The organism is Bacillus sp. GW823-FHT06A11 (assembly GCF_058795355.1).
The window spans coordinates 92,778-111,574 of sequence record NZ_JBXAHS010000003.1 but is presented as its reverse complement, the minus strand read 5'-3'; the positions used below and the strand labels follow the sequence as shown (position 1 = coordinate 111,574).

Here is an 18,797-nt window from a genome sequence, read left to right as displayed (position 1 = left end):
AGAAATCCCCCCTCGCGTTGTTCGGTCCCCCAGCAAAATTGTTTCTATATTTTACCCGGGGGGTGTCTTAGGAAATTTATTTCAAATTATTTTATAGCTAAACCAAAAAACTTATCAGCGTATTCAATTATTAAGTTAGCTTCTTCTAAACTTAAGTTTAAGTATTGTTCTAACCAATGTTCTTTAAGACTCGCCTTTACTGTTTGTAAAGATGTCTTCTCGCATGCTCTTGGATTACATATGTGTCTTATCTGTTTGTATGTTGTGTAGATATCCTTTTGGAATCGCTTGTACATATCAGCATCGAATATGATAGTCATGTCAACAGGATGTTCAATGATGCGTTTGATTTCATTAAGATCATACGTGTTACCTTGTATCGTTAAGCTGTTCACACTTACCACCTCTCTTCATCTACTATCGTGCAACGCTTCTTCACTATGTTCTTCTCTTTGTTATGTTCTTTGTTATGGCATTGAATGCATAGTGTCTCGAGATTGCTGAGTACGTATCCAAGTTCGGGAAAATCCCTCAACTCCTTGATATGATGGACGTTCCTACCCTTGCTATACTTACCTTTACGCTTACACTCCTGGCATTCATTGTTATCTCTTTCTAATGCCTTGATTCTAATGTTCCTTCTCCAATAAGGATGCTTATAGAATTTAATGATATTATCTTGCTCATATAGTTTATTAATCTCTTGTATTGTTAGAGGTTGCATGAAATATCCTCACTCCTCTTCAATCAAATGTTCTATACCTTCCAATGATTCTTCGCCGTTCACATATATCGTTACTTTTTTTAAGATAGCAATTACATCATCTAATGTTTGAATTTTATTCGGATCAACCCTATATTGCTTTACAGGTTTAAATACTAATGTTTTACCTTCCATCCCTTTCATCCTCCTCAAAATAAAAAAGCACCCGAATGGATGCTTTGCCCTCAATTACTAATTTATGTTTCAATTACGGTACATGAATTTTTATTCTTTTTCCAATCACCTAATGATGTTACAATTAACTGCTCCAACATTATCAAGTGACTGGAAGAAGAGCAAAAGCTCTGGTTTCGGATTTTATGTGCCGTCATTACGAACCGTTTAGAAATTAAAAAACAACATAGTGAGTTGTGTTTTCCGCCACTTCTCACAATGCAAATATATCACGTTGATTCCAAAACGACCGGCACATTTTCTGCCAAAAAGCGGTCACGACTCTGCCACTAATATTAAATTCCACATGAATACTGCAGGTAAGTTATAATGGAGGACTTTACTATAATCCAATGCTTCTTATGCTATATCAGCCTGTACAACTTACGTTTAATGTTAATAAGATATACAGAAAGTATTTTTAATAGGAGATGATTTTATGTCCAGTTATAAATCAAAATGTCATGTTAGAAAGAATACGATTACTACAGGACCTTTTCTAGTTCCATTAAATGCTGCGGTTGGACAACCAAATAATAGGCTTGTAATTATCCTTAAGAATCCAACAAGACAATCGCTAGAAGCTGATGTGGTAATCGAGTATTGTCCTCCTGTACAAATCTCGGTTGATGGTACACCACTTCCCTTTATAATTACTGAGAATGAAAGACCTTTTCTGGAAGGGCTTGGTCTAACAATTATCCCTCCAATGAGTTGTACTCGATTAGAGTTTGATATTAGTTCTTTTGTAAACGGAATTCTTCATGTTAAATCCACAGGAGATTATTTAGTAGGAGAACGTCCATTACGTGGAAAACTTGAAATTGAAGTTGTTGGTGGATCTGGCCTTTCTAACCCTACAAATCCTGGTCTTTCCGTTGCAGATCCCTCTATGGTATTCCATTTTGCTGATTTCATAGTTTAAAAATAGGAATAACTTAATCTATGAGTATTAGTTATACTATTTAAGGCACAAGTACAATCCTCTACTAAATTTCATATCGATTAAAATTTCTTACATCATTTTTCTAAGTAATGTTGGGATATCGTCATAAGAATATAATTTGCTTGATAAACCTAAATTCTCCTAACGATGTCCCAATTATTAATTAACCTTATACATTTTGCTCAACTAACTTACCCATATCTTATATTTTGTGTAACTATGCCAAATGCTACAGCCTTTGATATTCATAACTTCATAACACTTCCTCTTTTGAGTTACACAACACAATAAAAATGAGTAACTGTATAGAATGGGGTAGAATAACATGGCCACCAATTATTAATTTTAATGTACTCCAAAAATAAAAATCCACTGTATTTAATTACTTTAAATAGTCAGTAGATTTTTATTTTTAGCAGGATTTTATTTTATTAGCTTGATAGTGACGAAATACAGCCAGAATTTCAACCTAAAAAGTTGGATTCCTATACGTTAAATAAAATGAACAAAGTCTTTTACACTCTCTTCTTTAAGAACGTTTCCATAATATCCTTCCTGAACCTTTCATAATCAAACTGAAAAGCTACATTATGCATTTTATAGCCTGGATTTGTAACAAAACGAAAGTCTGCAATGCTTTGTCCAAAACCTTCCCCTTGATCAGGAATTACTTTAATGGGTACTCTCGTAAGGTTAACAGCCTCTCTATTTAGCAAATACCACACTGTTACAAAATCATGCATAGGACTTCCACTTATACCTGGATTAGACTTGGAGTAAAAATTATAATAATAATCTAACATAGGTTTAATGATGAGCCCTGCAAGATCCTGTGTATTCCGATGAAATGCATCGATTTGCTGGACCATTTCGGGTGTAACAATCGCATGTTGGGTCACATTTAAAGGAATAATTGTCAAGTTCTTTGCATGTTGCAGAATTAAGTTTGCTGCATAAGGGTCTGAGTAAAAATTAGCTTCAGCCACAGCAGTTACGTTACCTGGATAGAAAAAAGCTCCCCCCATGCAAATGCATTCTCTTACATTTCGCATTGTTTCTAAATTCAATACAAAAGTCGTAGCTAGCGAAGAAAGTCTTCCTAAATTGATAATTGTAAGATCTTCTAAATTTGATTCTATAATTTGATAAATATCATTTAAAGGATAAACTGGATATGAAATTTCAGGTGGAATAATAGGTCCTAATCCAACTTTTCCATGTACCTCAGGGAAATACTGAATCAATATACCTGTCAACGGTACAGAAGCACCAAGGAATACAGGTATTTCTTCTCTTCCCGCAATGTACTTTAAATAGTTAATATTTCTTATTACATTTTCTCTTGATACATTTCCATAATCGGCTACGATTCCTACAAGTTGAATGTCTTTACGAAAAAAGGTGTACAGTATAGCAAAGGCATCATCAATCCCTAAATCTGTAAACAGAAGAACCTTTTTTTGCATATCTCTTCCTCCAAATTTTATAGAATTCTACTTTCAACAACGATGTAGTGATTAGACTACGCTTGTATATATATTTTTTATGTATTCTTAAAGAGGCGATTCTATTCACTTGAAATAGCTTTACACATCTAGATTTGATTTTATGTTCAAGCATAAGTTTCTGTTCTTAAGTTGATAAGCATGTGTTGCTATCCTTGAACAAAAAAGCAATGATTAGATTTTAAACCTAGTCATTGCTTTATCCATTGCATCTTGGTTTACTCCTATATATCTTAACGTTACTCGTTCACTTGAATGATTGAATATCTCCATCAGCAAAGCTATGTTCTTTGTCTGCATGTACATATGATATCCAAATGTCTTACGTAATGTATGTGTCCCAATTTCTTCTAAACCAAACTTTGCTGCTGTAGTACTAAGTATTTTATATGCCATACTTCTTCCGATTGGTCGATTTTTTCCTTGTCTGCTCTTAATTAAATACTCATAGTCTTCCATATCTTCAATGTACCACTTTAACTCTCTTCTTAATGCTGCAGTAATCTGAATACGTTTCTGCTTACCTGTCTTCATTTCACGTATTGATATATGGCTGCCATTTAAATCTCCAACCTTCAGTTTTAAAATATCACTAATACGTAGACCTGTATTAATTCCCATTACAAACAAAATATAATTGCGTTCATTCTTTTCTTTTAGGTATTCTTTAATTTGTTGTATTTGCTCTGGATCACGTATCGGTTGAACAAAATTCACTATTCATTACCTCCAGTTTCTTCTGTCTCGTAAACTTCTAATCCAAGTGCAAAAGCAAGCTTATAAAATGCTTTAGACTTCCAACGTCGATAAGTACGCTCTGACATTCCAATTTCGTTATAAACCATGTAATCACATACATCCTCTTCTTCTAAATAACGTTTATAAATAATGTCCCTTTGGATAATTCCTGCGCGTCCATTTCCTAATCGATTTAGAAATTGATCAATACGTAATGACATTCTTTCTAGCCATTCTTCTCGTTTACTTTGTTGAATATTTGCTATAGCAATATCTTCTAACGGCTTACCAACTGCATGCGTAGGACCATGCTCACGTATTTCATAAGAAGGAGTGACTTTCATTTCTTTACGCATCATCCCAAATTGTCTATGTATACGTACGCTTTCCAACACACCTTCTAACTCCTCTTGTGTTGCTGTTCTATCAATTTTTGGTAAGAAAGATAATTGTTTAGTCATGTAAGACCACTCCTTTTTATTTTTAAATTACTTTTATCTTAATGCTCCACGTTTCCGTTCATAACAAGGTCTATGCATCCCCATTAAATCCTCAATTTCACGAGTACATAATTTCTCTTTTTGTTTTTTCTTGTTTTTCTTCTTTCCTTGCTTGGATTGTTTTTTCCACTCGCGTAATTGGTCTTTTAGTGCCTTAATATTTCCTCATCTCCCTTTTCAAAATAAAAAGGACCCCTATTCCTAAAACAGCTTGAATTGCTGCTTTAATGAATTGGTGTCCTCTAGTTTTCTAGCCGGACTATATTCGATTGTTATTTTTAAATATCCCAATAGTCACTATTAACATCATTAGTATATTTGCTGATTTCCTTCTCTTTCCCACACTTTTCACATTTATAATAACTAACTATCCCCATCTTACCAGTTTTAAAATCTTCATTGTCATGATTTTTAATAAGTTTATATCTATGTATACATTTAGGTTCTTTTAATTTATCAAACCAATTTCCTAACATAAATTAATCCCTTTCCTCCCGAAAATATTCTTTTTATTCCCATCCCCTTAAGCATACCTTAGAAAAGATTCCCAATCAATGAAACGTGGTAGCTTGTTTTTCTATAAACAAAAGGATTATTTTGTTCAAAAATTCATTCTAATTTATAAACACTATCTTTTTCTTATATTTTCCATTAAAATTTAATAGAAATATTCCGATAACAAAGGAGCAACCTATGAAGCATAATATTAATCTATGGTCCTTTATTTTTTCATTCGTTTGCATTGCTTTTTTTCTTTTATATCTTGAAGTATGCACACCTGAAATGAATGCATCGTTTATAAATATCTTTTATTTTCACCCTTTATTTTTTGTACTCATTTTTTCAATAGGAACTTTTTTTGCTGGTATTAAAGGATTCTCTAAAGCAGGTAATTGGATAGCGATGCTTAGAAGCATAGTGACAGTTCTACTAACACTTTTATTATCAGTGTTTTTAACACTAACTTTGATCGTTGGCTATGCATTAAGTTAAACGTCATTCTTTGTGAATAAAACTCAATATTCCGTCAATACTGTAGACAACCCATTAAGTTACTTTCTCCTTGTTCCCCCTTGGAGAACCGAGCAGTTAGCTTTTGCTAGCTGCTCTTTTATTTTCTGCAATTGGTTACACTTACCTGATGTTTTTAACGTAATATTAAGTTACGATATAAAAGAATAAAATATATTTGGCTGTTATACCATTACCCTAGGAAACTAGGGTTTTTTATTTCCACAAAATAAAATTTTTATTTAATTTATAAAATAAAACTGCTTGTCCACTTCAACCCATTCACCATCGTATATTATCTAACTACTATGATCGTATAATTCTTCTTGCATTTTCCATTCACTTCGATACATTCTTTAATTCCCCTTAACAATCTTTACACTTCCATATAATTACATTCCAACTTCATGATTTGCTTTTTGCAACCTTTACCTCCTATGGCGAGCAATCATAGAAGGTAAAGGTATGAATGAAGAAAATATTGTTTTACATGGAGTTGCTGTTGAATCAAGTTTAATCGATTCAACTCTCCTATCTATTCTTCGTCATTCACTTTACCAACAGAAGCAACAGGAGCAACAGGTTCAACGATATTGATTTAGGAAGTGGACTCCCTTATATATTAAAAGCTTTTTGAAGTGAACCCATGTTCCTTATATATTATGGAATGGGTTTATATTTGTGACATAAGGGCTTATTTTTTTATTTATTTTAATTTTCAAGGGCCTTTTTCTTATATTTGTTTGTTAACCAATTCATAAGTTGTAGTGTGTAAGTGGGTGAATGATAAGGATGGTGTAAAAATGAGTGAATTTAAAAAGAAATTTCATATTCCATGTGAGTGTTTCCTCCCCCCTGTACCCCCACCTCAAGTTGGACCAACCGGACCGACTGGACCAACTGGGCCGACTGGACCAACTGGGCCGACTGGACCAACCGGGGCTACAGGAGTTACAGGACCTACGGGACCAGCTGCTACGGCATGTTGCCCATGTACGAATGTTCTTGATAACCCTGGATTTGATGAACCTGCAACACCAGGTACTCCAGTTCCAGGATGGATTGTAACGGGAAATGTTTCAGAAGTAGGATTTCCAAATGCGCACAGCGGTCGTTTTCTTCCAAATGGATCCTTGAGTGCTTTAGCTGTTTCTATTGGACCTGGAGGAATTATGACCCAATCTGTTGATGTAGGCGAAGGTTGTTGCTTTACCCTTTCTTTTGCTGGGGATATAAGAGATGGAGCACTCCTTGTTGCTTCTGTATCGTTTCCAGAACTTGGTCAAGGATGTCCTCCTAACCCTACAACACTTGGACCATTAAACATTCCGCACATTGTACCTGTTGCAAATCAACAACAAGCTGGCTTCCAACATTATACCCTTGTTGTGTGTATACCTGCTGATGTAACTACAGCATGTATTAGTTTCCAAAACTTAGCTACGGGTGGAGAAGGCGCAACAGCTTTTGTTGATAATGTTGTATTCCAACCTACTGGTGGACCTTGCACTTCATGTTCACAAAATTTTTAATACATTAATATATCTAAAGCTTTTCGTTTTTCTAGCGAATCCAATAACTATTAAAGAGGGCCCCCCTGGCTCTCTTTTCATATTAGAAATCACCATATGCACCTATATATTGAACGTATCCCTTTTTGATCAACATACGAATGATATTCACCTTTATATAAGCTATAGATTCACTATCTCATCCTTGCGTAAAATATGAAACTATTGAACAGTTAGACTGGGCTAACTGCTTTTTTGAGGTTTTCCGAATAAAATTCTAAATTATGTCCAATACTATAAATGAGCTGATACAGCTTAAATTCACAGTGACCTTTGTAATGTTCTTTTCCCTTTCTCTGAGGGCTGAGCAGTTAGCTTTTGCTAGCTGCTCTTTTTTCCGTACAGGTACCCATTTACTCTAAAATGAATAAACTATCTTGAACCTTATTTTTCAGTCATTTACTGGTTCATGACTTACAAACATAACCCCAATACATGGAATGTTTTTTAAGCGAGCACTCTGGAACAAGTGCTCGTTTTACTTTGGCATTTTTCTACAAAATGAAATTTTTATACAAAATACACACAACTAAATCAACATAATTTCATATGATATATTGCATCATTTCTTTTTAGAGTGGATAGTCGTTACAGAAGGGCACTTTTCTAAGTGCTCTTATATTTACATTCCAAATAGCGTTTTTGTTTGAATTCAATTTTTTAACTATAGCTTTACTAATACTTTTGTGCTAAAATCCACTAGGATATTTATTTTACAATTATTTTTGGAGGCTTTATGAACAATCAAAACAACAATGAAACAAATAACATCGGTAGACTATTAGCTATTTTTCTAATAGTATCACCACTATTAATACCTATCGCGCTCCCTACAGCCATAATTGTCGGAATAAAACAATGGTTGCCTGATGACGTTGTATACCCAAGTATAATGTCACTATTGACCTTATGTATTGGACTTTTCATAGTTGGGATCATCTTCTCTTTCGTATTACGCGTATTTAAATTATCTGAAGAAAAGCTAAAAGAATTAGGTTTCTTAGGATTTACAATTTCAATTGTTAGTACCTTCCTGACAATGTATGTCGGATATTTTTGGCTAGCAAAACTTAATTTCACAGCAGTGCAATTATCACCACATGCTGTATTAATCTTTGCGATTTCATCTACAATTCTTTTAGAAACAACCTTTAAATTAAATGATAAATTTGATACACCTGATACAAAAGAGACACTTTAATAGATATCAAAATGATTATCTTAGAGCACATATCAACATGTGTTCTTTTTTCTTTTAATCAAATAACGATTTATATAAATCCAACTTTCTTCCCACTTCGCGGCGGTAATCTTCACTGACTTCTATACATAAATGTTTAATCATCTTATAATTAAAGATGCTCGACCATGTGTGAATACCTTTTTGAACACTCTTTGGGCTAGTAGAAATCCTAGCTTTTATTTTCTTATCTGAATAAAATTCAATATTCCATTCATACTATAAATACACTTGGGTTCTGAACTTCCTTCTTAACGTTTTTTCGGAGAGCAGTTAGCTTTTGCTAGCTGCTCTTTTAATTACACATTTTTGCCTTAATGCTCATATGTTATTGAGAATAAAAAATCATCTTGTATTATAAGAAAAGTATTCTTTTTCATTACTCCACTCCCTCTTTATAGAACACTGTTTGAATAAGGTCTTAACTTTAAAGAGGGAATACTTTTAAAAATCTTGGTTATACTGTAAACAGGCTCTTGAATAGCCAATTTCCGATTTTACTAATACCCACTATATGTCTATTACCTTGGGCCGAGCAATTAGCAAAAGCTAATTGCTCTTTTATATTGAGTTAATAATAAAAACTTTGTTCTTATTTCTTTTTCACATTATATATTTCTAACCTAGACGTTCTGCTCAGAGAGTTACCTCCTATCTTAAAGAACACTGATGCATGGGCTCTTTTTATTTAAATAAAGATTTTGTTTGAACCCATTCACCAATTTCATACTTTTACATACTTTAATACTACCTTTCTGTATAATGTGAGTTCGTCACTTTAGTTATAGTGAGGTATAAAGAGTGCTCTTGATTAGCGCTCTTTTTATTTGTTGTTAAATAAGGGTTTTGTTCGAAATTCATTAACCTTATTGGTTCCTTTGCATACAGTATTATCACAAGGAATTCCACAGGTTACTGTGGTCAAGTTACCTTGAATTTCTTGCACACCTTAAGGGAAGAATCCATTTATAAAAAATGGGTTCTTTTATTTTTTTCTCATACAATAAGAATTTTGCTTAATTACTATTAACGTTTTAGACTTCCTTGAATACATTAATATCACAAGAAATTATATATGGTGCTCTGGTCCAGTTACCTTGAGTTTCTTGCAGACCTTGTGTGAAGAATCCGTTTATAACAAACGGGTTCTTTTATTTTAGGTTATAAAATAATGATGTTATTAATATCGTTATTTCTTAATTTTAAGATTCGTGTTAAAATAACCTCATATCATTCTTTTTACTTTCACTTTAAAGATGATACTTCAATCTTGGCCCTAGTCCTCTAGGGCCTTTTTTATTTCAAATAAAGATTTTATTTAATCTCGCACCTAAATCAAAAACATACATACAATAATGGGTATTCTTTTTCAACATTAGTCAGAGCGCCTTTCTCTCAAGGCACTCTTTATTATTTAATGACAGGCTCCATAATTCCATGTAAGGCATACAATATTAAAAATTTACTCGTGAAAATCTGATTACGATTTTTTAGATTTTCTATATCTCATGAAACATTCACCTACCTTACTAAGGGTGCATATAAAAATGCACTCTTTTTATTTGTTGTTAAATAAGGATTTTGCTTTACTTGTGCTAGCTACCTGCCCCTTGTATAAATGCACCTTTTTTTACATACAATATTAAATTAAAATAAGCCTTTTTTAGGACGGTACCAATATGAACAAGACCTTTAAATACATTTTAATCTTCTTTTGTGCTGTGTTTTATATTGCAATGATTAGTGGTATTATTTATCTAAACTTTGTTCAAGAACATTTTATTCCTCCCAGCAAAAAATCTAAGATTGAACATAAACATTTATAATTAGGTATAAGGAGCGCTCTACAAGGCACTCTTTATTTTTTAGGGACCGGCTCCATAATCCTAAGTAAAGAATACAATATAAAAAATTAACTCATGAGAATTTCACCTTTTAGATTTCTTTGAATACATTAATATCATAAAAAATCTAAAAGGTGCTCTGGTCCAGTTACCTTGAATTTCTTGCACACTTTGAGGGAAGAAACTTTTTATTAAAAAAGCTTCTTTCCTTTATTCGTTATAAAATAAGAATTTTGTATAAAACTGCATTATTAGCACAAGCGTTTATCTTACATAAAGAATAAAGTATTTCTATATTCAGAATCAGGAAAGGTATGATTAAAATGTTCTTTGCAGCTACCCTTCTAGATATTTACGAAATTGATGATAATTATCTTATAAGTTGTTCGATTGATAACCATTCCAAATTTAACTTTGTAATTTCTAAAGACAAAGTGTATGGCACTCCATTTATAGGCGCACATGTTTCAGGTGACTATGATGATAATAAAAAGATAAAACATCTCTTTATTGAATAAGATGACATGTTATTCAATAAAGAGATGTTTTTGTTACCAAATAACTATTTTGTTAAATTTCATAAATACAATTGCTTGTCCGTTTCACTCTACTTAACTCTCGCATTTACTATTAGTAATACGAATATTCAGAGGTGATATATAATGGATGAGTTTTTATCTTCTGCTGCACTAAATCCAGATGCAATTGGCCCCACACTTCCACCTGTTCTACCTTTTCAATCCCCAACTGGCCCCACTGGGTCAACAGGAGCTACTGGGGCTACTGGAGCTACTGGGTCAACCGGACCAACTGGGGCTACTGGACCAACCGGACCAACCGGACCAACTGGGGCTACTGGACCAACCGGACCAACTGGATCAACTGGGGCTACTGGACCAACTGGACCAACTGGATCAACTGGGGCTACTGGACCAACTGGACCAACTGGATTTAATCTTCCTGCTGGACTTGCATCTATTTCCTTAACTTCTAACGCCAACACAGCATGTGTATCCACCCAAGGAAATAATACTTTATTTTTTTCAGGTCAAGTATTAGTAAATGGTATCCCTGCTGCAGGGGTAGTAGTCAGCTTTTCATTTAGTAATCCTTCTCTAGCTTTCATGGTTCCTCTTGCTACCATCACCAATGCTTCTGGTAACTTTACTGCTGTATTTTTAGCCGCAAATGGACCTGGAACAGTAATCGTTACTGCTTCACCCCTTGATTCTCCTGGAACAATGGCTAACGTCACTATTACCATTGTGAATTGTCCGTAATAGCTTTATTTTTATGGAATAAGCAATCTCTGATAAGATAGGCACTGTAAATCAGTGCTCTATTTTATTACTGGGATATTCCTTTCAAATGAAATCTTTAATTTAAACTTTCTTAATAAAATTCAAATTTGGTCTTACTTTACATCTACACGTGTTTGACTTGCTTCTCGACTAAAACCATCAGGATATCTTTTAGCTAATTTTGCAATATTCATTTCAGCAATATCTTGTAACGTATATCCCAGTTCGTGTGCCATAATTGTTAAGTAATACAGAATATCTCCAAGCTCTAAGGCTAATTTATAAGTGTTTCCATCCTCTTCTCCTGGACAATGCGATGGTTGGAAACCATGTCCATGATAAATTGCTTTTTTTACAATATCGGCAACTTCACCAGCTTCGCCTGTAAGTCCTAAAGCTGCATTTGAAACTCGTCCTCCAAAATCAGTTTTGCTATTCCAAGTTCGTAAAGTTGCTTCCTGATAATCATTTAATTCATCAATCGATAAGATACTTGCAATCTGTAAAACTGTAGCTTCATTTATAACTTGTTCCTCATTTTTTGCTTCACTCATTAATTTAGTTGCTTCTAATACACCATTTTCCATAATGTTCATTTTGATTTCCCCTTCCTATTTAGCAAATCCCTAATCCTATTGGACGATTTTCAATTAAATACTTATCAGCTTGATCTATTACAAGAAGTGCAACTTCCGCTTGGTGTCTCCTTAACGCTTTTGCCATCTTCGGCAAACTCATACCTTGACTCCACATTTCACGAAAACGTACTACATCTCTTTCATCCCAAATAAAGTTAGCTTCTTCTAAAACGATGTATATTTTTAACCGTGATTCCTTCATCGCTTTATGATTTCTTGCTACACTCATAAGCGAACCTACTTTCTAAAATTAATCATTTTATCTTTTCAGTAAACTTAGTATCTACACGATCAACTTTACCGTTTACCCAAACCGCCACTTGCTCACCGAATCCACTCATTGGCGGATTTACTGCTGTTACATTTCCGTCCTTCACTATTAAAAGTTTGTTGCTACTAACATCAATTTCTATTTTTTTCATATGTCCATCTCCCTTTTACTACCGCATGTACTCGACAACATCAGGTTTAAATCCACTTCCTAAATAAACCCTTACCGGAATTATTTCTTTTTTATCCCTTGCTGCCTTACACAATTCTTCAGCTGTATCCCAATTGAAAAACTTATCTACAGCTCTTTGAAATCTCCAAATAGCCATTACATATTGTTCAAAGATGTCATAACGATCATCTTGTTTAGTTGTGCATGGTAATTCATCCGTACATTTTGCATTCGTTGGAACTCGGACGCGTACATCAGCGTATTTAGTGCGTCCAGTTCCTCTCTTCACATTTGCCTTCATTACATCGAACTCACAAATTGTTGGCTCTACATCGAAAATGTTTAGTTGCTTAGGCATGTGCCATCCCACTCTTCTGAATAAGATCCAGTAATTCAATTACCCCTTCCTTGCTTAAAAACATTCGGCCACCTAGCAACTCTATGTTGTTTTCAGAAACTTCACCCGTTACAAAGCATGACTTTTCATGTCTTCTTAAAACGATGTTTTCACCACCGACATGAAAATCTAGTGCCGTTCCTTCGGTAATACCTAAAGTTCTGCGTAACTCTACTGGAATTACTACACGACCTAGCTCGTCCACTTTTCTTGCAACACCCGTGTTTTTCATATCTTACTCCCCTTTAATATTTTTATATTTATTTAGAATCTCATCCAAACGTTTCTTATTATTTTCAAAATCATCGCTTTGAGTTTGCTGTGGCTGCTGTATTGGCTCTTGTTCTTCTTGTTTGCGTAACCAATCCGGTACAACTTCCGTTCGTTTGGAATAATCTTTACCAGTACGTTTATTGTTTTTCTTACTCATTTCAAATCGAGTATCTAAAGCAGCAACCTCATTTAATGTTTTTACTTTTTCCTTTTCCCAACTACTTAAAATACTGCGGATATATCTCCACTTTGGTACATTTTCATCAATTGCTTTATTAACAGCGTGAATAACTAATTCATTACCGAATCTATCGCAAAACTCACCTAATTCTTGAATTGCAATTTCACTTAAAGGAATTCCCTTTTCAAGTAAAAAGTTGTAACTAATTTTAAATTCTTGATCAATTAATTTCTGAGTTGAGGTAGCATCATCATCATTTATATTTGTAGTAATATTTGTAGTAATCTCTGTATTTGTCTTACGTTCTAGTGTAAGAGACTCTTCCGTTTTATCGTAGAAGGGTATTGCTCTAGAATGTAAGACCCTCTTGCTTTCTAAAGTAACAGGGCTATTACTTTTCAGTGTAGGAGGGTTACCATTTCCCCAATACATAATGGATATTTTCTGAACCATTTCAGGTACAGGTTCAACATACATAACGTTATTACACCTAGTTCCGTTAACAAGAATCGTCCTAAACTCAATTTTTATAAGTCCACGTTCTTTCAGAAAGTCACACGCTTCTTTTACTTGTCTTTTTGTAAATCCAAATGAATCGGCTAATTGTTGATAGCTCTTTTGAAGCGTGTCTGCCTTAAACTTTTGCTTATATTGAACTTGACTAGATTCTTCACTTCTTACTTCAGTAGGTTTATACCAATAAACAATTTCTCCTAAGATAGTAATTGCAACAATATTAGGTTTACCATTATCTAATGTAAGTGTTTTAAACCATCCATGATCTATAACATTGCCACGAAAATTTATTTGCCCTATTTGTAATACCTTGGTGTTCATAGTTTTCACTCCTTTTCATAAAACCAATGTGCTATCTTCCTATTTTCCGTGTTATACTTATAACAACTTATTTTTTGAAAAGGACCCACTGCAATGGGTCTTTTTACTTTGCTTCACATCACTCCAAGCCCATTGTTTTATTGGTTCATAAGTTATGTAAAACAAACATGAACCACATGCAATTAATATCGCTAATATAGCTAATGAGGTTGTATCTTCCACTAAATCACCTCCTTTTGTGCTTCAAGCCAAGCTTCTAAATCCTTTTGCAAGAAAAGTAATTTACGTCCTTCCCTGATCACTGGAAAATGTGGGTGATTTGCTAATTCATACATTCTACAAACTGCTATATTGAGGTAAGCAGCTGCTTCTTTCACCCTCATTACCTTGTTTGGTTGTGATTGTTGTTGGAATGAAGCTAAAGCTGCTTGAATTTCTTCGCGAACAACTTCGCGGATTGACTCTTTAATGATTTGATCTAATCCCATTTTGTTTTGCTCCTTTCTAATTCACTTAACCAAAAGTTAAGTTATGGACAAAAAATTTTAATTGCATCTAACTTCACTTTAAAAAACTCAGCAATTTTCACAATTAAATCATAATAAGGTCGACGCTTCCCGTTTTCTATATACCAATAATAAACTTCAGTAATACCAACGGCTTCAGCTACTTCCTTACATGTATATCCCTGTTCTACACGTAGCTGCTTTAGAGTTTTCATAAACAACTCCTCTCTTCCGTTTTTGTTGTTAATTACATAATAACTTAACCTAAAGTTAAGTTCAAGTGTTTCCCAAAACTTTTTTCAAAAAAATTACCTTTTCACTTAACTGATAGTTAATATATAATGACAGTGTGACACCATAATAGTAATTAAGAAAAAATAATTTCATATAAAATAAACTTGGGGTGTTTTTTATTATGTTTAGTCATGAGAGATTGAAATCATTAATTGAAAAGAAGAGCATCACCCAACAACAGTTAGCTGACGAAATTGGTGTTAGTCATGTTTCTGTTTATAATTATGTCGAGGGAAAAAAAGCACCCGGTACACGTACACTTCAGAAGATAGCAAATTATTTAAAAGTAACAACAGATTATTTGTTAGGTTTATCTGATTCACCAGATTTAACAGCGGGCGAAGACTTACAGTTAACAAAAGAAGCACACGAAATTCTTCAAATCATTAATGACTTACCTGAAGAACAACGAAAAAAAGCATTAGAGCAATTAGAGATGTTTGTGAACTACGAGAAATCTAAAGGAAATATGTAGTATAAAAAGACTATCCAAGAAAGTTAGATAGTCTTTTTTACATGACTTTTTCTTTTTTTGATTCACTCAAACAAATAGAAAATAATTTCTCTTTTGGATTATCTTCTTCTTGCAAAAGTAATAAAGCTTGTTTAATTAGATTAACTTCCCCTTCTTTACTTTTCATCTTCTTCGATCTCCCTCTTTTTATTTTTGGATTTTTTTTACAATAATTTCTTTTTTCTTCTTTCAGTAAAAAAAGAAATTTCTCCTAAAATTACAAATGACATCGTCAATTAAGACGATGTCATTTGTAATATATATACCTTTATTATGTATTTTACCAGCCGCCACCAGGGTCAACCATCATGTGTTGAATTGTAGGTTTTGAATTATTTGTACTAGGCTTTTCTTTTATAGAATCAGTGTTAATGAATAATGTAGCAGCTATTAATAGCGCAGGAATGATTGTAATTATTTTTTTCATTATGTCACCTCTTTCCGAAGACAATTATACCAATTATTCAAATTAAACCCAAGTGTATTTTTGGTAAATTTGAATAAAATATATTCCCTGATTTTTGACACATCAAAAGAGAACGTTTCATTAACTCTTCTTTTTTTGTACCTTCATATGTTAAACCTAAATATGCAGTCTGTATGTCTGTTAATCTTCCATTCTTCTCATTTAATTGATTTAATAGTTTTCTCGCTTCAATCTTCTTACCTTGTTTAATCCTTAAATATGCTAATTCACCTGGATGGACAACATCTAAGCTACTAATTCCTTTATCATGATGAATCTTTAGAAATGATAATGTATGTTGCACCATTTTTCTTTTTCTCTCAATTCCATTAATCTTACTATCCCCTATCACTTCAAGAGTCTTTTCCAAATAATATTTTGCCTTCTCATATTCATTCGCTGAAAAAATATAAGATTCACCTAACTTTAAATATGCATTTACTTTTGGAAAAGAAAAAAAGTTATCCCATTCAAGATCATCTAATAGTTCCATGCTAAAATGTCTTGCTTCACTGACTTCACCACCCTGCAACGAAGTAACGGCAATGGCTTCTTTATATCGTAATTTATAACATTCTCGAATGTACCTATTACTTACTTTATTTATTTTTATTTCAAGAGATTTTAATCGCTCATTTAAAGAAGTAAAATTACCCGATTGATATTGCGCTTGGCATAATAAAATTTCAATTAACACTTCCATCTCTGTTGTTCTTATTGATTTACTTTCCAGGCTTAATGCCTTATGGTACTGTGTAGCATCAATCTCACCTATATATCGTTTATATATAATTCTATACACATTAGCAAATTCTCTATTTTCTGCTACCTTTGATTGTGATTCACTATTGATAATATTAATTAATAGATTAAACTTTCCCCTTAAAGCTAAATCCTCCATTGCCTCACGTAAGTTTTCTGATTTTGGTTTCGTTATATATATATAATCTGTTAATAAATTTTCTTGAACCTGTATGCCTTTGTTTAATAGGATGGCTGTCTTAGAAAGAAAGCCAAAACTCATGTCTGTGTTACCTTTAAAAACTTTTGTAACAGTACTTGGCTTAACTCCCCAATAATTTGCGAGTTTATTTTTTCTTATTCCAGCTGCACATAACTCTTTTTCAATTTGATTTAGAGCTTTCCACATGTTTTGTCCCCCTTATTGGAACAAGACACACTTCCCTATCATGAAAACGCACCTTAATGATGAATTACATCTAAAAGTTGTGTTATACTAGCCATATATGTTACGCATAGTCGTAACTGAAAGGCTCATGGCAAATGTTTTCCCTACTACAATTAGGGCAAACGGTGTAAAAGTGTTCCCAGCACAATTACACACGCTATGGGTCTTTTTCGTTCCGTCAAATTATATTATTAAGAATATTCTATCACAAATAACCCAAACATCTATTCTCTTATATTCTGAAAATACTTGAGAAAGTTAAAAATACTAATATAAGTCTAGTTTTTTGACAGTTAAAAATATGAAATATTGCATTTGATAATCGGTTTATATGTAACTATAGTGATAGCAAAAGTTCAATTATTCTTTTAGAGATGTAAAGTTAATAAATACCTATTGAAATTTTATATTAAAATTACTATCCTGAACCAAAATAGTACAAGTTTAACTATTTCCAATTATGTAATCATTTAGTTTTAACTGTATATGCCATAATTTAAGAATAAGAAAAGCCACTCATCTAAGTGGCTTTTCTTATTCTTAATAGACAAACTCAATCTAAATTCATCATTTTCTTTAGGGTATTTTAAAAATGAACATAATTATGATTTTCTACTGAATGGCCTTTTACTCCAATCTGCAGATAAATTATTTAATAAGAAAAGTGTATTTGGAACTGGTGATGGAAACCTCGCAGCTTGAAAATTTGTAAGAAGTGGAGATGCAATAGCGCCATCTATGGTACTACCAGCTTGAACTTGCACCATATCCCCTGCATTCAATTGTACAATCGTAGAAACTGTTACCGCATTTAAAAGCCCAGTATTTCCACCAAAAAAGCTATCATCTCCTGCTATTAAAGTACTGTTAACTGTTATAAATACTTCCGTCACATAATTTAGGGTATCATCAGTAGGACTAAAAATTATAGTAGTAATAATTAAATATACTCCATCTTGTTGCGGTATAAATGTTGATACACCATCATATTCACCATTTAAATCGAATTGTGTAGTTTCAAATGTTACTATAGACAGTGTATTAGCAATAACGGACTGATCAGTAGATTTGAAAGCTCTGAATGCAGATTCAAATCCCGTTGGACCTGTTGGACCTGTTGGACCTGTTGGGCCTGTTGGGCCTGTTATTCCAGTTGCTCCCGTTGGGCCTGTTGGACCTGTTATTCCAGTTGCTCCCGTTGGGCCTGTCGGGCCTGTTATTCCAGTTGCTCCCGTTGGGCCTGTCGGGCCTGTTATTCCAGTTGGACCTATTGGACCTCCTGAAGGACCTGTTGGACCTGTTGGACCTGCCGGGCCTCCTGAAGGACCTGTTACTCCGGTTACTCCCGTTGGACCTGTTGGGCCTGTTATTCCAGTTATCCCCGTTGGGCCTGTTGGGCCTGTTATTCCAGTTACCCCCGTTGGACCTGTTGGGCCTGTTATTCCAGTTACCCCCGTTGGACCTGTT

27 protein-coding genes and 1 pseudogene are annotated in these 18,797 nt (G+C 33.6%); 6 read left to right on the top strand and 22 right to left on the bottom strand.

What is annotated here, in order from left to right:
• Window positions 1-86: 86 nt before the first annotated feature.
• The 3 genes from AC1Q8L_RS14575 to AC1Q8L_RS14565 are packed head-to-tail and all read right to left on the bottom strand — an operon-like array spanning window position 87 to window position 898.
• Complete coding sequence (locus AC1Q8L_RS14575; RefSeq protein ID WP_098311752.1) at window positions 87-395, bottom strand: hypothetical protein; 309 nt, start codon at window positions 393-395, stop codon at window positions 87-89.
• 2 nt (window positions 396-397) lie between these two features.
• Complete coding sequence (locus AC1Q8L_RS14570) at window positions 398-724, bottom strand: HNH endonuclease (protein WP_098311751.1); 327 nt, start codon at window positions 722-724, stop codon at window positions 398-400.
• Between the two features lie 9 nt (window positions 725-733).
• Window positions 734-898 carry a hypothetical protein gene (locus tag AC1Q8L_RS14565; RefSeq protein WP_179879475.1) on the bottom strand — a complete coding sequence of 55 codons (165 nt, stop codon included), beginning with the start codon at window positions 896-898 and terminating at the stop codon, window positions 734-736.
• A gap of 478 nt (window positions 899-1,376) precedes the next feature.
• On the opposite strand from AC1Q8L_RS14565, the gene AC1Q8L_RS14560 reads away from it, so the two are divergent.
• Window positions 1,377-1,862: a hypothetical protein gene (locus AC1Q8L_RS14560; protein ID WP_000100518.1), complete on the top strand. Its 486-nt coding sequence runs from the start codon at window positions 1,377-1,379 to the stop codon at window positions 1,860-1,862.
• A gap of 536 nt (window positions 1,863-2,398) precedes the next feature.
• Here AC1Q8L_RS14560 and AC1Q8L_RS14555 read toward each other — a convergent pair.
• The 4 genes from AC1Q8L_RS14555 to AC1Q8L_RS14540 all read right to left on the bottom strand — a co-directional run bounded on the left by AC1Q8L_RS14555 (window position 2,399) and on the right by AC1Q8L_RS14540 (window position 5,102).
• Window positions 2,399-3,349 carry a nucleoside hydrolase gene (locus AC1Q8L_RS14555; protein ID WP_001170292.1) on the bottom strand — a complete coding sequence of 317 codons (951 nt, stop codon included), beginning with the start codon at window positions 3,347-3,349 and terminating at the stop codon, window positions 2,399-2,401.
• 213 nt (window positions 3,350-3,562) lie between these two features.
• On the bottom strand, window positions 3,563-4,105 hold the full coding sequence (locus AC1Q8L_RS14550; RefSeq protein ID WP_001012133.1) for a site-specific integrase: 543 nt from the start codon (window positions 4,103-4,105) through the stop codon (window positions 3,563-3,565).
• Complete coding sequence (locus tag AC1Q8L_RS14545) at window positions 4,105-4,587, bottom strand: ArpU family phage packaging/lysis transcriptional regulator (protein WP_090977984.1); 483 nt, start codon at window positions 4,585-4,587, stop codon at window positions 4,105-4,107. The genes AC1Q8L_RS14550 and AC1Q8L_RS14545 overlap by 1 nt, the downstream gene beginning before the upstream one ends.
• A gap of 317 nt (window positions 4,588-4,904) precedes the next feature.
• The gene (locus AC1Q8L_RS14540) at window positions 4,905-5,102 is read right to left on the bottom strand and encodes a hypothetical protein (RefSeq protein WP_044307561.1); all 198 of its coding nucleotides are present in this window, start codon (window positions 5,100-5,102) and stop codon (window positions 4,905-4,907) included.
• Window positions 5,103-5,319: 217 nt separating this feature from the next.
• On the opposite strand from AC1Q8L_RS14540, the gene AC1Q8L_RS14535 reads away from it, so the two are divergent.
• From AC1Q8L_RS14535 to AC1Q8L_RS14520, 4 genes and pseudogenes are all read left to right on the top strand, one after another.
• The gene (locus tag AC1Q8L_RS14535; RefSeq protein WP_044307562.1) at window positions 5,320-5,619 is read left to right on the top strand and encodes a hypothetical protein; all 300 of its coding nucleotides are present in this window, start codon (window positions 5,320-5,322) and stop codon (window positions 5,617-5,619) included.
• 821 nt (window positions 5,620-6,440) lie between these two features.
• Window positions 6,441-7,169 carry a hypothetical protein gene (locus tag AC1Q8L_RS14530; protein WP_098831336.1) on the top strand — a complete coding sequence of 243 codons (729 nt, stop codon included), beginning with the start codon at window positions 6,441-6,443 and terminating at the stop codon, window positions 7,167-7,169.
• 775 nt (window positions 7,170-7,944) lie between these two features.
• A complete protein-coding gene (locus AC1Q8L_RS14525) occupies window positions 7,945-8,409 on the top strand; it encodes a hypothetical protein (RefSeq protein ID WP_001064729.1) in 465 nt (154 codons plus the stop codon).
• A 2,545-nt stretch (window positions 8,410-10,954) separates the two neighbouring features.
• Window positions 10,955-11,011: pseudogene (locus tag AC1Q8L_RS14520) on the top strand (exosporium leader peptide-containing protein); the annotation flags it as partial.
• A gap of 17 nt (window positions 11,012-11,028) precedes the next feature.
• Here AC1Q8L_RS14520 and AC1Q8L_RS14515 read toward each other — a convergent pair.
• The 11 genes from AC1Q8L_RS14515 to AC1Q8L_RS14465 form a co-directional block, all read right to left on the bottom strand.
• Window positions 11,029-11,295 (bottom strand): hypothetical protein, encoded by a 267-nt coding sequence (locus AC1Q8L_RS14515; RefSeq protein WP_492339452.1) that lies wholly within the window; start codon window positions 11,293-11,295, stop codon window positions 11,029-11,031.
• A gap of 45 nt (window positions 11,296-11,340) precedes the next feature.
• The gene (locus AC1Q8L_RS14510) at window positions 11,341-11,556 is read right to left on the bottom strand and encodes a hypothetical protein (protein ID WP_000237379.1); all 216 of its coding nucleotides are present in this window, start codon (window positions 11,554-11,556) and stop codon (window positions 11,341-11,343) included.
• Window positions 11,557-11,706: 150 nt separating this feature from the next.
• The gene (locus tag AC1Q8L_RS14505) at window positions 11,707-12,189 is read right to left on the bottom strand and encodes a nucleoside triphosphate pyrophosphohydrolase family protein (RefSeq protein ID WP_044307564.1); all 483 of its coding nucleotides are present in this window, start codon (window positions 12,187-12,189) and stop codon (window positions 11,707-11,709) included.
• A gap of 19 nt (window positions 12,190-12,208) precedes the next feature.
• Window positions 12,209-12,460 carry a helix-turn-helix domain containing protein gene (locus AC1Q8L_RS14500; protein ID WP_072938520.1) on the bottom strand — a complete coding sequence of 84 codons (252 nt, stop codon included), beginning with the start codon at window positions 12,458-12,460 and terminating at the stop codon, window positions 12,209-12,211.
• A gap of 25 nt (window positions 12,461-12,485) precedes the next feature.
• The gene (locus tag AC1Q8L_RS14495; protein WP_000717826.1) at window positions 12,486-12,653 is read right to left on the bottom strand and encodes a DUF3954 domain-containing protein; all 168 of its coding nucleotides are present in this window, start codon (window positions 12,651-12,653) and stop codon (window positions 12,486-12,488) included.
• A gap of 18 nt (window positions 12,654-12,671) precedes the next feature.
• Window positions 12,672-13,031 carry a hypothetical protein gene (locus tag AC1Q8L_RS14490; RefSeq protein ID WP_016512772.1) on the bottom strand — a complete coding sequence of 120 codons (360 nt, stop codon included), beginning with the start codon at window positions 13,029-13,031 and terminating at the stop codon, window positions 12,672-12,674.
• Window positions 13,024-13,302 (bottom strand): AbrB/MazE/SpoVT family DNA-binding domain-containing protein, encoded by a 279-nt coding sequence (locus AC1Q8L_RS14485; protein ID WP_000799089.1) that lies wholly within the window; start codon window positions 13,300-13,302, stop codon window positions 13,024-13,026. Before AC1Q8L_RS14485 ends, AC1Q8L_RS14490 begins: the two co-directional genes overlap by 8 nt.
• A 3-nt stretch (window positions 13,303-13,305) precedes the next feature.
• Window positions 13,306-14,361 (bottom strand): DnaD domain-containing protein, encoded by a 1,056-nt coding sequence (locus AC1Q8L_RS14480; RefSeq protein WP_098312017.1) that lies wholly within the window; start codon window positions 14,359-14,361, stop codon window positions 13,306-13,308.
• Between the two features lie 57 nt (window positions 14,362-14,418).
• Window positions 14,419-14,583 (bottom strand): hypothetical protein, encoded by a 165-nt coding sequence (locus AC1Q8L_RS14475; protein WP_000390284.1) that lies wholly within the window; start codon window positions 14,581-14,583, stop codon window positions 14,419-14,421.
• Entirely contained in the window at window positions 14,583-14,849 is a 267-nt protein-coding gene (locus tag AC1Q8L_RS14470; protein WP_000522030.1) for a helix-turn-helix domain-containing protein, read from the bottom strand. Before AC1Q8L_RS14470 ends, AC1Q8L_RS14475 begins: the two co-directional genes overlap by 1 nt.
• Before the next feature lie 41 nt (window positions 14,850-14,890).
• A complete protein-coding gene (locus AC1Q8L_RS14465) occupies window positions 14,891-15,082 on the bottom strand; it encodes a helix-turn-helix domain-containing protein (protein WP_000854268.1) in 192 nt (63 codons plus the stop codon).
• A gap of 200 nt (window positions 15,083-15,282) precedes the next feature.
• Between AC1Q8L_RS14465 and AC1Q8L_RS14460 the strand changes: the two genes are divergently transcribed.
• Window positions 15,283-15,636: a helix-turn-helix domain-containing protein gene (locus AC1Q8L_RS14460; protein WP_000491237.1), complete on the top strand. Its 354-nt coding sequence runs from the start codon at window positions 15,283-15,285 to the stop codon at window positions 15,634-15,636.
• Window positions 15,637-15,673: 37 nt separating this feature from the next.
• Here the strand turns inward: AC1Q8L_RS14460 and AC1Q8L_RS14455 are convergent, their stop codons facing one another.
• The 4 genes from AC1Q8L_RS14455 to AC1Q8L_RS14440 all read right to left on the bottom strand — a co-directional run.
• Window positions 15,674-15,802 (bottom strand): hypothetical protein, encoded by a 129-nt coding sequence (locus AC1Q8L_RS14455; RefSeq protein ID WP_000836783.1) that lies wholly within the window; start codon window positions 15,800-15,802, stop codon window positions 15,674-15,676.
• 153 nt (window positions 15,803-15,955) lie between these two features.
• Window positions 15,956-16,102, bottom strand: a complete 147-nt coding sequence (locus tag AC1Q8L_RS14450; protein WP_000720922.1) for a hypothetical protein — start codon at window positions 16,100-16,102, stop codon at window positions 15,956-15,958.
• Window positions 16,103-16,139: 37 nt separating this feature from the next.
• Window positions 16,140-17,291 (bottom strand): AimR family lysis-lysogeny pheromone receptor, encoded by a 1,152-nt coding sequence (locus tag AC1Q8L_RS14445; RefSeq protein ID WP_000265308.1) that lies wholly within the window; start codon window positions 17,289-17,291, stop codon window positions 16,140-16,142.
• Window positions 17,292-17,932: 641 nt separating this feature from the next.
• Window positions 17,933-18,797, bottom strand: an 865-nt coding sequence (locus tag AC1Q8L_RS14440; RefSeq protein ID WP_492339451.1) for a hypothetical protein, incomplete at its 5' end; no start/stop codon positions are given.